Source organism: Paenibacillus sp. FSL R7-0331, from assembly GCF_000758645.1.
Classification (GTDB): Bacteria; Bacillota; Bacilli; order Paenibacillales; family Paenibacillaceae; genus Paenibacillus_AQ; species Paenibacillus_AQ camerounensis.
The window spans coordinates 5,496,066-5,509,751 of sequence record NZ_CP009284.1 but is presented as its reverse complement, the minus strand read 5'-3'; the positions used below and the strand labels follow the sequence as shown (position 1 = coordinate 5,509,751).

The window sequence follows — 13,686 nt, the reverse complement described above, 5'->3', positions numbered from 1 at the left end:
AGCTATGCATAAGAAACGAAGCTATACCGGATTTGTTAGCCTGATATACGCTGCAGCAGCAGTTCTGACATGCGCTGCCTTTATCCTGCCGGGCTTCGCTGAATCACGGGGACGCTTTATCACCTCATTGCTGTCGGTCCTGGCTGCGGAGAGTGCGGTGTACGGCTATTCCTTATTCTGGCTCAGGTCGGCCGGGAAGAACAGGCATACTCCGCCGGTGCTTATCAGCGGTGCCTGGGTTACAGCGGCATATGCGGCAGCCGTGTGTATTGCGGCAGCAATGCTCGACTGGGGGCTGCAGCTGCCGCCGCGGCTATATATGACGGTGCAGCTGGTTATCATGCTGATAAGTGTGGCCTTGCTTGGGTCAGTAGTGCTGTACGGGCACAGAGCCGCCGCCGGGGAACGCCGGACTGCCGATGCTGTCCGGGCACACCGGCAGCATCAGGCGGAGCTGCGTGATATACGGGAGCTTGCCGGCGGCTGGAGGCATCCGGGAGCAGAGTGGCTTGCAGAGCTTATCGGAGGGCTGGAGGAGCAGTTCAGATACAGCGATCCGCTTTCAAGGCCGGAGCTGTATGATACGGAAGAAATGCTGACCCGGCAAATCTCTTTGCTGCATGACCAGGTTGCGCTGCTGCTGGCGCTTCAGGACCCGGGCAGCGGCTGGGAAGGAACGGCGGCTGAACTGGCCGGGAGTATTACCGGCACGCTTCAGCGCCGGAACAGGGAGCTGGCAGCACTCAAATAGGGGGAAGCTTACAACGTGATAACTGCAGGAAATATGGGAGGGCAGGCACTTGGGAGTAACGGCGCAAATTCCGTTAAGCTGCCCAAGTATGCCCGGACCGCTTTTGATTACATCATCATTGCCGCGTGCTATCTGTTTATGCCGGCAGGGCTGGTGCTGGCACTGGTACGGTTACTAACCTCGCACTATAAGAATTACCGCAAGCCGGTTAACTTCAGCCTGTTATATCATGCCTTTGCCGGCGGTTTTATTGAAATAATAATCTTTATCATCTTTTTGGTGTCGGACCAGCAATATGATTTCGGCGGAACCGGGATGCTGATTAGTCTTCTGATCTCTTTCGGTGTGCTTTTTCTGCTGCCGGCAGCTGTGTTTGCCTACGTTGCAGCGGTCAGCAGGCATGATTTTTCACAGCTTGCCGCAAAATATATACAGCTGGCCGGCGACAGCGGCATCCGCCAGACCAGCCGCCTGTCCATGGAGACAGGACAGCATGAACGTGACGTGCGCCGGGATCTGCAGTATCTGCAGGACTGCGGTGCTCTTGACTTCAGCATGGTATTTGAAGAGGGGGGTGCGGCAGCAGCAGCGGGCGGTATGGCCGGGGCGGGCGGTCCGGCCCCCGGTTCAGCCCGCTGGTTCGCTGAACAAACGTCCGGCGTGCCGCAAGCCCAGCAATCCCGGCAAGCCCCGCCACAGCTGGCGAAGTCCATCCGCTGTACCGGCTGCGGTGCACAGAATACCGTGCTGCCGGGACAGGCGAAAGCCTGTGATTATTGCGGGACTACTATACCTTACAGTTAACTGCGGCAGCTGGCTGTCAACGAGGCCCCGGCATTGTCCCGGGGCTTTGCTGCATCTCCGCTCTTTTACCTGTATGAAAATCTGTTGCTTTTTTCAGAGCTTTTCAAGTATAATGTCCACTATGTAAACACAAAAGTCTTTGGGGTGAGGACGTTCGTGAAAGAGCGCTATTATTTGGTCCGCGAGGACATTTTGCCTGACGCTGTGCTGAAGACTATGCAGGTCAAGCAGCTGCTGGAAGCGGGAGACGCCAAGACGGTGCATGAAGGTGTAGAGCAGGTCGGACTTAGCCGCAGCGCCTTTTATAAGTACAAAGACGGTATTCATCTGATTCACCAGCTGGAGCGGGAACGGATCGTCACTATTTCGCTTGATCTCGAGCATGAGTCGGGCATGCTGTCCAAGGTGCTTGGCTGTGTGGCTGTCCACGGGGCGAATGTGCTGACAATCAATCAGAGTATTCCGCTGCAGGGACGTGCAAATGTCGTTATCTCTGTTGAAATTTCGCATATGAATCAGGAGCTTGGTGATATGCTGGACGGTCTGAGAGACATCTCCGGCGTCAGACGGGCATTAATCATCGGGCAGGGGTAGTATAGCTTCATAAAACTAAGCGGATGCTTACGAAGCAAGTTTGATTGCACCGGGTAATCAGGGAAGTATAGCTTCATCAAACTAAGCGGATGCTTACGAAGCAAGTTTTTTTGTCGTAGAAAATCAGAGTAGTATAGCTTCATAAAACTTTTAGGAGGAACCACATGAAGCCGGTTAAAGTTGGACTTTTGGGGCTGGGTACGGTCGGTGCGGGTGTAGTCCGTATCGTAGAAGGAAATCAGGAGGACTTGAGCAGTCAGGTGGGTTCCCCGATTGTAATTGAACGTATTGCTGTGAAGAATGCAGATAAGCCGCGGGACATCGAAGTGGATGCCGCTCTGATCACCACCGATCCTTGGGAGGTTATCCGCGATCCGGAGATTGATGTCATTGTTGAGGTAATGGGCGGCATCGCCGGCACGAAGGAATATATTCTGGAGGCGCTGGAGCTGGGCAAGCACATCGTCACCGCCAACAAGGACCTGATGGCACTTCACGGCTCAGAGATTCTGGCTAAGGCGCAGGAGAAGCAGTGTGATGTATTCTATGAAGCGAGTGTCGCCGGCGGGATTCCGATTATCCGTACGCTGATTGAAGGCTTTTCCTCAGATAAGATTATGAAGATTATGGGGATCGTAAACGGGACAACTAATTACATACTGAGCAAAATGAGCCAGGAAGGCGCCTCGTATCATGATGTGCTCAAGGAAGCGCAAGAGCTTGGATACGCTGAATCGGACCCCACCTCCGATGTGGAGGGCCTTGATGCAGCACGCAAAATGGCTATCCTGGGCACGCTCGGCTTCCGCACTAATGTAGAGCTGAATGATGTCAGCGTCAGCGGCATTTCCGGCGTGAGCAAGGAGGATATCGCATTTGCCAAACGGCTTGGCTATGACATGAAGCTGCTGGGCATCGCCGAATGCGAGGATGAGGCGTTCAGCATCAGCGTTCAGCCGACCATGATCCGTACCGGACATCCGCTTGCCTCCGTGAATGGAGTTTTTAATGCCGTTTATGTCTACGGGCAGGCGGTTGGAGAAACGATGTTCTACGGGGCTGGCGCAGGTGCGATGCCGACAGCGACTTCAATTGTGGCTGACCTGGTTGCTGTAATCAAGAACCTGAAGCTCGGTGTGAACGGTTTGAAGCAGATAGTGCCTTATAAGCAGAAGAAGCTGAAGAGTGACGAGGATATTTTCTACAAAAACTTCCTGCTGCTGCATGTTGATGACAAAGCCGGGGTTTTGGCCAAGATCACCCAGGTATTTGCGGAGTGTGACGTCAGTCTCGATTCCGTGGTACAGCAGGCTAACCCGCATAATCCTGATGCGGAAATTATAATTGTAACGCATAATGCCAGCAGAGCGAGTATGAATAAAGTACTGCGTCATCTGGAGGAGCTTCCGGTTATCCACCGGATCAAGAGCCATTACCGTGTAGAGGGGTAAACTCGCAAAAAAGACGAAGGAGATTTCATAACCCTTATGAGTATGTATGGAAGGTCTAGAGTAAAAGTACCGGCCAGTACGGCGAACCTGGGACCCGGATTTGATACGCTGGGGATGGCCTTGTCGCTGTACGCCTGGATTGAGATGGAAGAAGCCGAAGAGACAGTGTTTCACTTTTACGGCGACCAGATGAACGTGCTCCCTTGTGATAAAAGCAATCTGCTCTACCAGGTGGCCCAGATGGTGTTTGCCGAGGCAGGTGTTTCTGTTCCCGAGCTGTCCATTTCCATGTATTCCGATATTCCGCTGACACGCGGCCTCGGCAGCAGTGCATCGGCCATTGTCGGTGCGCTGGCTGCGGCGAATACGCTGATCGGGTCACCATTGGATGCTGCGAAGCTGTTTGATATAGCCTGCTCCCTCGAAAAGCACCCCGATAACGTGGGTGCCTCCCTGTTCGGTGGAATCATTACGGCAGTCTGGGACGGCACACATGCCGATTACATCCGGATTGAGCCGCCTCAGGATATGGAGGTACTGGTCGTTATTCCGGAATTCGAGCTGGCTACGACCAAGGCGAGGGGGGTTCTCCCTACGGAGATTACAGTCAGCGATGCTGTGTATAATATCAGCCGTACCTCACTTCTGACAGCGGCCTTTGCTGCGGGCAGGCTTGATCTGATCGGCCGGGCCATGCAGGACCGCCTGCACCAGCCGTACAGAGCGCCGCTTGTACCCGGGATGGAGAAGCTGCTCGCTGAAGCGCCGCAGCATGGAGCGCTGGGCATTGCGCTGAGCGGAGCCGGTCCGACTCTGCTGTGTCTGGTTGACGCCGGCGAGAGCCGGAAGCAGGAGCTGGAGCTGTTCCTGAACGAGACGATGCTTGAGCACGGGATTCCGGCACAGACCTGCTGGCTGCCCCCGTGTACAGAAGGTGTTAAGGCAGAGCTGGTGGAAAGAAACGGGATGCAAAACGGCTCATTTTTGGATATGATAAAAGGAGAAGTACGGTTATGAAGTCAATAGCAGTATTGCCTCAGGGCACAGTATCTCACGAAGCGCTGCTGCATCTATTCGGCGGCGAGCCGGTCAGCATTGAGCATCACAAGCTGATCTCCGATGTATTTCTTGCGACGGCTGGCGGTTCAACGGATTATAGTGTCATACCGATTGAGAATACGATCGACGGCTCGGTAAGCCTGCACATTGACTGGCTCATTAATGAGGTGAATCTGCCTATGCAGGCGGAATGGATTTTTCCTTCGGTTCAGAATCTGATCGGAAATCCGGGTGAATTCATGAATGCCGGCGGCGAAAAGGATTATGCCGGAATTTCCAAAATCCTCTCCCATCCGGTTGCGATGGCTCAGTGCCTGCAGTTCATCCGGGAGCACGCGCCGTGGGCTGAGCTGGAATCGGTAGGAAGCACCTCTGAGGCTGTAGAGATTGTCAAGAACAATCCAGGACAAGGCTGGGCTGCCATCGGTACGGCGCTTGGAGCCGCTACGCACGGGCTGGAGATTGTCGAGCGCAAGATTACCGATCACCATAACAACTATACGCGTTTCGTCCTGGTGGGACCCGAGAAGCTGAATCTTCCGCAAAAAAGTGCCGGGGACAAAACAAGTATTCTTGTGACTCTGCCGGAGGATTTTCCGGGAGCCCTGCATCAGGTGCTGGCTGCGTTTGCCTGGCGCCGGCTGAACTTATCACGTATTGAATCACGGCCGACGAAGAAGAAATTGGGTACTTATTATTTTTACATTGATGTGCTGGAACCGATGGAATCGGTCCTGCTGCCTGCGGCGATCGAAGAGATCAAGGCTTTGGGCTGTCAGGTGCGGATTCTGGGCTCGTATCCCACATACACCTATGAGGAAGAGAAAGCGGAGGTGCAGTAGTTCATGGCTGAGCAATGGATCTATCTGGATGGACAACACGTAAATAAGGAAAATGCAAAGGTATCCGTATTTGATCACGGTTTTCTTTACGGTGACGGTATTTTCGAAGGCATCCGTATTTATAACGGCAACATTTTTAAATGCAAAGAGCATCTGGACAGGCTGTATGATTCGGCCAAATCCATTATGCTGGACATTCCGCTGACTTACGATGAAATGCTGGAAGCAATGGCGGAAACCATCCGCCTGAATGAAATGCGCAACGGCTACATCCGTCTGATCGTATCCCGCGGCCCCGGCAACCTTGGGCTTGATCCGCGGCGTTGTCCTAAGGCAAGTGTAATCATCATTGTGGAGCAGCTCGCGATCTATCCGGAGCAGGCGTACCTGAACGGCTTACGTGCCGTTTCTGTATCCCAGCGCCGCAACCTTCCGGATGCACTCAATCCGAAGATCAAGTCGCTTAACTACCTGAACAATATCCTCGTCAAAATCCAGTCTAACCTGGCGGAAGCTGACGAAGCCATTATGATGAATGCCCAGGGCTATGTAACAGAAGGCTCCGGCGACAATATCTTTATCGTTAAAAGAGGAGTAGTCTATACACCGCCTTGCTACCTTGGTGCGCTTGAAGGCATTACCCGTCTTGCGATCATCGAACTGTGTGAGAAGCTGGGCCTGCCGCTGAAGGAAGAGCCTTTCACTATGCATGACGTGTATATCGCCGATGAGGTATTCTTCACCGGAACCGCTGCCGAGGTTATTGCCGCCCGCGAAATCGACGGACGGATTATCGGTGAAGGCCATGCCGGCCCGATCACCCTGCAGCTGCTGGAAGAGTTCCGCAATGCCGTGGATAAAGACGGCTATAAGGTCTGGGAGTAATAGATCCCGGAGCCGAGTACACACTCTAAACCAGATTTCGGAATCCCTCCATCCCGGCGGGATTGGCCTTTGTCTATAAGACAGAGGGCAGTCCCGCCCGGTATGGGGGATTTTTTTTGCTCCGGGGATGTCAATCGCCCATGGGCTGCATAAGATGTAGTAACGAAGGAGGCAGCAGTACTGCATATAACGATGCTCAGGGAGCAGTTACCCGGGAGTGGGGAAGGATGCTCTGAGAGCCGGAATTTGCAGCCGGATAAAAGATGAGACGGCTGTAAAGCATGCAACGCGCTCCAACAATTACGCATTTTCTAGGAGGTTAATGCTGCGTGAAAATACACATTGTTAAGCAAGGCGATACGCTCTATGCATTATCGCAAAAGTACGGGGTACCGCTGCAAAAGATCATTGAGGCTAATCCGCAAATCAGCAATCCGGAGGCTCTAAACGTAGGGGATAAGGTTAAAATTCCGGCAGCTCCGGCATCGGTGCCGGAGAGCAGCGAGCTTTTTTATAAGCATACAGTCAAGCAAGGGGATACCCTCTGGAAATTATCTAAGGCCTGGGGCATTACGCTTAAAGAAATCATTGATGCCAATCCGCAGCTCAAAAATCCGAATGCACTCTTGACCGGGGAGATCGTCAATATACCTAAAAAATCAAATACGACTACAATCCAGCCCCAGTCCATTCAGAATAATGCTGTTCCCATTCCGGCAGATGCTGTTTCACCGGCTGTTGTTGATAAAACAAAGGTTGGCGGAAAAACCTATACCGGACCGATTGAGAAGCCTGCAAAGGAAATGCAAACAGCCCCGATAACTGACATTGTTCCTGAGCCTGTGGTTAATAAAGCCCCTGAAGTGAACATAGCCCCAGAGGTGAATATAGCTCCGGTGGTGAATAAAGCGCCTGAGATTGCTCCGGTCCAAATGGTTCATGAATCACAAAGCCTATTTGTACAGATTTCGGTCCCTGCCCAGGAAGCTATAGTCCATGAGCCAAAAGAAAAGGGGAAATCAGCGGTTGAACCGGCAGCCTTGGCCCCTGTAACAAAGGAAAACCATTGTAATCCTGCAGCTGGCTATCCCGGACTGAATGAGAATCCGTATTTCTATGAATGCCCTCCGGTATATCCATATCATGAGCAGGCTATGCCGTTAATGGGTATGAATCCGGCAGAAAATATGATTCAACCGGCAATGTTTACGAATGAATGCATACCTCCGTACGGTTATCCCGGCAATATGTACCCGGCTGCCGAGGCTCAGGGAGCCTGGTATCCGAATATGGCCCCGGAATATCAGGCGGCGCCGTTTACCCCTGTAAGCCCGGCTATGGATTACTCACCTTACGGAGTTCCGCAATACGGCGGACAGCCGGTGAATCTGCCATGGCCGTCCTGCGGCTGCGGAGGAGGAGCGGTAATTCAGCCATACAGCTATGAACAACCAATGTATAACGGTTATCAGCCATACATGCCTCAGCAGGGCGCATTTTCACCATATGGAGTTATGGGGGAGACCCTGCCTGGAGCTGGTGCTAATTCTGAGGCACCTCTTGGAGCCTATTCAAATCCTGTGCTGTCCGGTATTCCGGCATATCCGGTTTACCCGGGTATGGAGAACACTATGCATAACCGGGTACCGGAAATCCTGGAGCCGGAGCCTGCTGTGCAGGAGATTCCCCAGGCAGCGGCTGAACTAAAGGATACAGCAGCGAAGGCTAAAGCCCGCAGCAGTAAAACCGGAGGGGCTAAGGTAAAAGTCTCGGGCAACACTGAAGGAAAAACCGGCAAAGCAGCATCCAGGCAGGGAGCCGGCCGGAGCGGCCGTCAGGGGAGCAGTAAAAAAAGTAAAAATCCATGGATTTCGAATTAACCAGCTTTAAAGTTATAGCTTGATATGAAAGCGTGTAGGCGGATTTATATGATGCCTGCACGCTTTTCTGATGTATACAGAGCAGCTGGCAGCAGGGGGGCTCTTTTGCGCTAATGCAATAATTTTATAAATGGGAAATATTGTGGGTTGTTTTTATAGGACAAGTCATGTTATATTATAAATCCAGTCGCGAACAACAAGAAAAATATGGTGATTGGAAATGTTCTTTCGTTCTAAAATGTAAATTTCTTTCGAAAAAAAGTGTTGCATTAAATTGAAGAACATGATATATTATAAGAGTTGCTGCTGACGAGATAATCGAAGGCGACGACGAGCTTGATCTTTGAAAACTGAACAACGAGTGAGTATCTGGAGATCACTTCGGTGAGATCCAAAAGTAGAGAATGTAAATTCTCGTCAGATGTTTCAAAATGAGCAATCGCTCTTTCTAAATACCAATTTGGAGAGTTTGATCCTGGCTCAGGACGAACGCTGGCGGCGTGCCTAATACATGCAAGTCGAGCGGAGTTTATCCTTCGGGGTAAGCTTAGCGGCGGACGGGTGAGTAACACGTAGGCAACCTGCCCCTTAACCTGGGATAACTACCGGAAACGGTAGCTAATACCGGATAATTTCTTTTTTCTCCTGAAAAGAGAATGAAAGGCGGAGTAATCTGTCATTAAGGGATGGGCCTGCGGCGCATTAGCTAGTTGGTGGGGTAACGGCTCACCAAGGCGACGATGCGTAGCCGACCTGAGAGGGTGAACGGCCACACTGGGACTGAGACACGGCCCAGACTCCTACGGGAGGCAGCAGTAGGGAATCTTCCGCAATGGGCGAAAGCCTGACGGAGCAACGCCGCGTGAGTGATGAAGGTTTTCGGATCGTAAAGCTCTGTTGCCAGGGAAGAACGTCCGGTAGAGTAACTGCTACCGGAGTGACGGTACCTGAGAAGAAAGCCCCGGCTAACTACGTGCCAGCAGCCGCGGTAATACGTAGGGGGCAAGCGTTGTCCGGAATTATTGGGCGTAAAGCGCGCGCAGGCGGCTATTTAAGTCTGGTGTTTAAACCTTGGGCTCAACCTGAGGTCGCACTGGAAACTGGGTGGCTTGAGTACAGAAGAGGAAAGTGGAATTCCACGTGTAGCGGTGAAATGCGTAGAGATGTGGAGGAACACCAGTGGCGAAGGCGACTTTCTGGGCTGTAACTGACGCTGAGGCGCGAAAGCGTGGGGAGCAAACAGGATTAGATACCCTGGTAGTCCACGCCGTAAACGATGAGTGCTAGGTGTTAGGGGTTTCGATACCCTTGGTGCCGAAGTTAACACAGTAAGCACTCCGCCTGGGGAGTACGGTCGCAAGACTGAAACTCAAAGGAATTGACGGGGACCCGCACAAGCAGTGGAGTATGTGGTTTAATTCGAAGCAACGCGAAGAACCTTACCAGGTCTTGACATCCCGGTGAAAGCATTAGAGATAGTGCCCCTCTTCGGAGCATCGGAGACAGGTGGTGCATGGTTGTCGTCAGCTCGTGTCGTGAGATGTTGGGTTAAGTCCCGCAACGAGCGCAACCCTTGACTTTAGTTGCCAGCAGGTTAAGCTGGGCACTCTAGAGTGACTGCCGGTGACAAACCGGAGGAAGGTGGGGATGACGTCAAATCATCATGCCCCTTATGACCTGGGCTACACACGTACTACAATGGCCAGTACAACGGGAAGCGAAGCCGCGAGGTGGAGCCAATCCCAGCAAAGCTGGTCTCAGTTCGGATTGCAGGCTGCAACTCGCCTGCATGAAGTCGGAATTGCTAGTAATCGCGGATCAGCATGCCGCGGTGAATACGTTCCCGGGTCTTGTACACACCGCCCGTCACACCACGAGAGTTTACAACACCCGAAGTCGGTGGGGTAACCCGCAAGGGAGCCAGCCGCCGAAGGTGGGGTAGATGATTGGGGTGAAGTCGTAACAAGGTAGCCGTATCGGAAGGTGCGGCTGGATCACCTCCTTTCTATGGAGAATCGTTCTCTGCAATGAGGACATTCAAATCTAAAATCTAACCGGTCGGTTAGTTACTCACTCGTTGGTCAGTTTTGAGAGTTTAAGCTCTCAAGTAAGTACCTTGATCCTTGAAAACTGGATACCGAAACGAATTTGCGTTTTAGAACATCTTTTAGCTGAAACTTGTGTAAGCAAGTTGAAATAGTTATTAGTTGATACGAATTTTTCTGTGAAGGAAATGAAGATCTTGAATTTATTCAATGGTCCGATATTTCTCCTCCGGAGAAAATCGAGGTTAAGCTAATAAGAGCACACGGAGGATGCCTAGGCGCCAGGAGCCGACGAAGGACGTGGCGAACAACGAAACTGCCTCGGGGAGCTGTAAGCAAGCTTTGATCCGGGGGTGTCCGAATGGGGAAACCCAGCTGTGGTAATTCGCAGTTACTCGTATCTGAATACATAGGATGCGTAGAGGCAGACCAGGGGAACTGAAACATCTAAGTACCCTGAGGAAGAGAAAACAATAGTGATTCCGTCAGTAGCGGCGAGCGAACGCGGAACAGCCTAAACCAAGGAGCTTGCTCCTTGGGGTTGTGGGACGTCTCACATGGAGTTACAAAGGAATATGGTAGGCGAAGAGGTCTGGAAAGGCCCGCGATAGAGGTAAAAGCCCTGTAGCCTAAACTGTGTTCTCTCCGAGACGGATCCCGAGTAGTGCGGGGCACGTGAAACCCCGTATGAATCCGGCAGGACCATCTGTCAAGGCTAAATACTACCTGGCGACCGATAGTGAAACAGTACCGTGAGGGAAAGGTGAAAAGCACCCCGGAAGGGGAGTGAAATAGAACCTGAAACCGTGTGCTTACAAAAAGTCAGAGCCCGATCTATGGGTGATGGCGTGCCTTTTGTAGAATGAACCGGCGAGTTACGTTTAACATGCAAGGTTAAGGTGAGAAGCCGGAGCCGCAGCGAAAGCGAGTCTGAATAGGGCGATTTAGTATGTGGACGTAGACCCGAAACCGTGTGATCTACCCCTGTCCAGGGTGAAGGTGCGGTAACACGCACTGGAGGCCCGAACCCACGTACGTTGAAAAGTGCGGGGATGAGGTGGGGGTAGCGGAGAAATTCCAATCGAACTCGGAGATAGCTGGTTCTCCCCGAAATAGCTTTAGGGCTAGCCTCGGTGAATGGAGTGATGGAGGTAGAGCACTGATTGGGTGCGGGGCCCGCAAGGGTTACCAAGCTCAGTCAAACTCCGAATGCCATTAACTTCTTGCCGGGAGTCAGACAGTGAGTGCTAAGATCCATTGTCAAAAGGGAAACAGCCCAGACCATCAGCTAAGGTCCCCAAGTGTGTGTTAAGTGGGAAAGGATGTGGAGTTGCACAGACAACCAGGATGTTGGCTTAGAAGCAGCCACCATTTAAAGAGTGCGTAATAGCTCACTGGTCGAGTGACTCTGCGCCGAAAATGTAACGGGGCTAAACACACCACCGAAGCTATGGCTAGATACGTATGTATCTGGGGTAGGGGAGCGTTGTATGTGGGTTGAAGGTGTACCGTAAGGAGCGCTGGACAGCATACAAGTGAGAATGCCGGTATGAGTAACGAAAAGATCAGTGAGAATCTGATCCGCCGAAAGCCCAAGGTTTCCTGAGGAAGGCTCGTCCGCTCAGGGTAAGTCGGGACCTAAGGCGAGGCCGATAGGCGTAGTCGAAGGACAACAGTTTGAAATTACTGTACCACCGTAATCCGCTATGAGCGATGGGGTGACGCAGGAGGGTAGTGACGCGGACTGATGGATGTCCGTCTAAGCAGTGAGGCTGGTGTGTAGGCAAATCCGCACACTGTTAAGGCCAGGCTGTGATGGGGAGCGAAAATTGTAGTAGCGAAGGTCATGATCTCACACTGCCAAGAAAAGCCTCTAGCCAGGAGAAGGTGCCCGTACCGCAAACCGACACAGGTAGGCGAGAAGAGAATTCTAAGGCGCGCGGAAGAACTCTCGTTAAGGAACTCGGCAAAATGACCCCGTAACTTCGGGAGAAGGGGTGCCTCGGTAGGGTGAATAGCCCGAGGGGGCCGCAGTGAAAAGGCCCAAGCGACTGTTTAGCAAAAACACAGGTCTGTGCGAAGCCGCAAGGCGAAGTATACGGGCTGACGCCTGCCCGGTGCTGGAAGGTTAAGGGGAGTGGTTAGGGGTAACCCGAAGCTATGAACCGAAGCCCCAGTAAACGGCGGCCGTAACTATAACGGTCCTAAGGTAGCGAAATTCCTTGTCAGGTAAATTCTGACCCGCACGAATGGCGTAACGACTTGGGCGCTGTCTCAACGAGAGATCCGGTGAAATTTTAATACCTGTGAAGATGCAGGTTACCCGCGACAAGACGGAAAGACCCCATGGAGCTTTACTGCAGCTTGATATTGAATTTGGGTACGATCTGTACAGGATAGGTGGGAGCCGTAGAAACAGGAGCGCAAGCTTCTGTGGAGGCGCCGTTGGGATACCACCCTGATCGTATCTAGGTTCTAACCTGGTGCCCTTAACGGGTACGGGGACCGTGTCAGGCGGGCAGTTTGACTGGGGCGGTCGCCTCCTAAAGAGTAACGGAGGCGTTCAAAGGTTCCCTCAGAATGGTTGGAAATCATTCGAAGAGTGCAAAGGCATAAGGGAGCTTGACTGCGAGACCAACAAGTCGAGCAGGGACGAAAGTCGGACTTAGTGATCCGGTGGTACCGCATGGAAGGGCCATCGCTCAACGGATAAAAGCTACCCTGGGGATAACAGGCTTATCTCCCCCAAGAGTCCACATCGACGGGGAGGTTTGGCACCTCGATGTCGGCTCATCGCATCCTGGGGCTGAAGTAGGTCCCAAGGGTTGGGCTGTTCGCCCATTAAAGCGGTACGCGAGCTGGGTTCAGAACGTCGTGAGACAGTTCGGTCCCTATCTGTCGTGGGCGCAGGAAATTTGAGAGGAGCTGTCCTTAGTACGAGAGGACCGGGATGGACGTACCGCTGGTGCACCAGTTGTTCCGCCAGGAGCATGGCTGGGTAGCTACGTACGGACGGGATAAGCGCTGAAAGCATCTAAGCGTGAAGCCCCCCTCAAGATGAGATTTCCCAATTAGTAAGACCCCTTGAAGACGACGAGGTAGATAGGTTGGAGGTGGAAGTGCAGCAATGCATGGAGCTGACCAATACTAATCGGTCGAGGGCTTATCCAACAAACTACCCCAAAAAGTGAAGAAGAGGCTGACGAAGCCGATTCCGAATACTTTCCGGGGGCCCCATAACAAGGGCAAACGCATCTTCGTTTCGGATTCAGTTTTCAGGAATCAAGTTCTGATTCAGAGGGCACAAGCGGCCTGATGATGAAGATTGGTTATTCAGCATTTGGCGATGCTGATACCTGTAATATGCATTTGTAC

Annotated in this window: 8 protein-coding genes and 2 rRNA genes; all 10 read left to right on the top strand. The window is 52.3% G+C overall.

Going from position 1 to position 13,686, the window contains the following annotated elements:
* Positions 1 to 4: 4 nt before the first annotated feature.
* The 10 genes from R70331_RS23680 to R70331_RS23635 all read left to right on the top strand — a co-directional run bounded on the left by R70331_RS23680 (position 5) and on the right by R70331_RS23635 (position 13,482).
* A complete protein-coding gene (locus R70331_RS23680) occupies positions 5 to 751 on the top strand; it encodes a hypothetical protein (protein ID WP_042179753.1) in 747 nt (248 codons plus the stop codon).
* A gap of 15 nt (positions 752 to 766) precedes the next feature.
* On the top strand, positions 767 to 1,555 hold the full coding sequence (locus R70331_RS23675) for a hypothetical protein (RefSeq protein WP_042179751.1): 789 nt from the start codon (positions 767 to 769) through the stop codon (positions 1,553 to 1,555).
* A 156-nt stretch (positions 1,556 to 1,711) separates the two neighbouring features.
* Entirely contained in the window at positions 1,712 to 2,149 is a 438-nt protein-coding gene (locus R70331_RS23670) for an ACT domain-containing protein (RefSeq protein ID WP_042183145.1), read from the top strand.
* A gap of 164 nt (positions 2,150 to 2,313) precedes the next feature.
* Positions 2,314 to 3,600 carry a homoserine dehydrogenase gene (locus R70331_RS23665; RefSeq protein WP_042179749.1) on the top strand — a complete coding sequence of 429 codons (1,287 nt, stop codon included), beginning with the start codon at positions 2,314 to 2,316 and terminating at the stop codon, positions 3,598 to 3,600.
* Between the two features lie 36 nt (positions 3,601 to 3,636).
* Positions 3,637 to 4,617 (top strand): homoserine kinase, encoded by a 981-nt coding sequence (gene thrB / locus R70331_RS23660; protein ID WP_042179746.1) that lies wholly within the window; start codon positions 3,637 to 3,639, stop codon positions 4,615 to 4,617.
* On the top strand, positions 4,614 to 5,501 hold the full coding sequence (gene pheA, locus R70331_RS23655) for a prephenate dehydratase (RefSeq protein ID WP_042179744.1): 888 nt from the start codon (positions 4,614 to 4,616) through the stop codon (positions 5,499 to 5,501). The genes thrB and pheA overlap by 4 nt, the downstream gene beginning before the upstream one ends.
* Before the next feature lie 3 nt (positions 5,502 to 5,504).
* A complete protein-coding gene (ilvE, locus tag R70331_RS23650; protein WP_039876425.1) occupies positions 5,505 to 6,386 on the top strand; it encodes a branched-chain-amino-acid transaminase in 882 nt (293 codons plus the stop codon).
* Between the two features lie 329 nt (positions 6,387 to 6,715).
* Positions 6,716 to 8,266, top strand: coding sequence for a LysM peptidoglycan-binding domain-containing protein (locus R70331_RS30690; RefSeq protein ID WP_052419185.1), 1,551 nt, complete (start codon positions 6,716 to 6,718; stop codon positions 8,264 to 8,266).
* A 457-nt stretch (positions 8,267 to 8,723) separates the two neighbouring features.
* Positions 8,724 to 10,271 (top strand): 16S ribosomal RNA (locus tag R70331_RS23640).
* 283 nt (positions 10,272 to 10,554) lie between these two features.
* A 23S ribosomal RNA gene (locus R70331_RS23635) occupies positions 10,555 to 13,482 on the top strand.
* The 16S and 23S rRNA genes sit together here, the layout of an rRNA operon.
* The last annotated feature ends 204 nt before the right edge of the window (positions 13,483 to 13,686 follow it).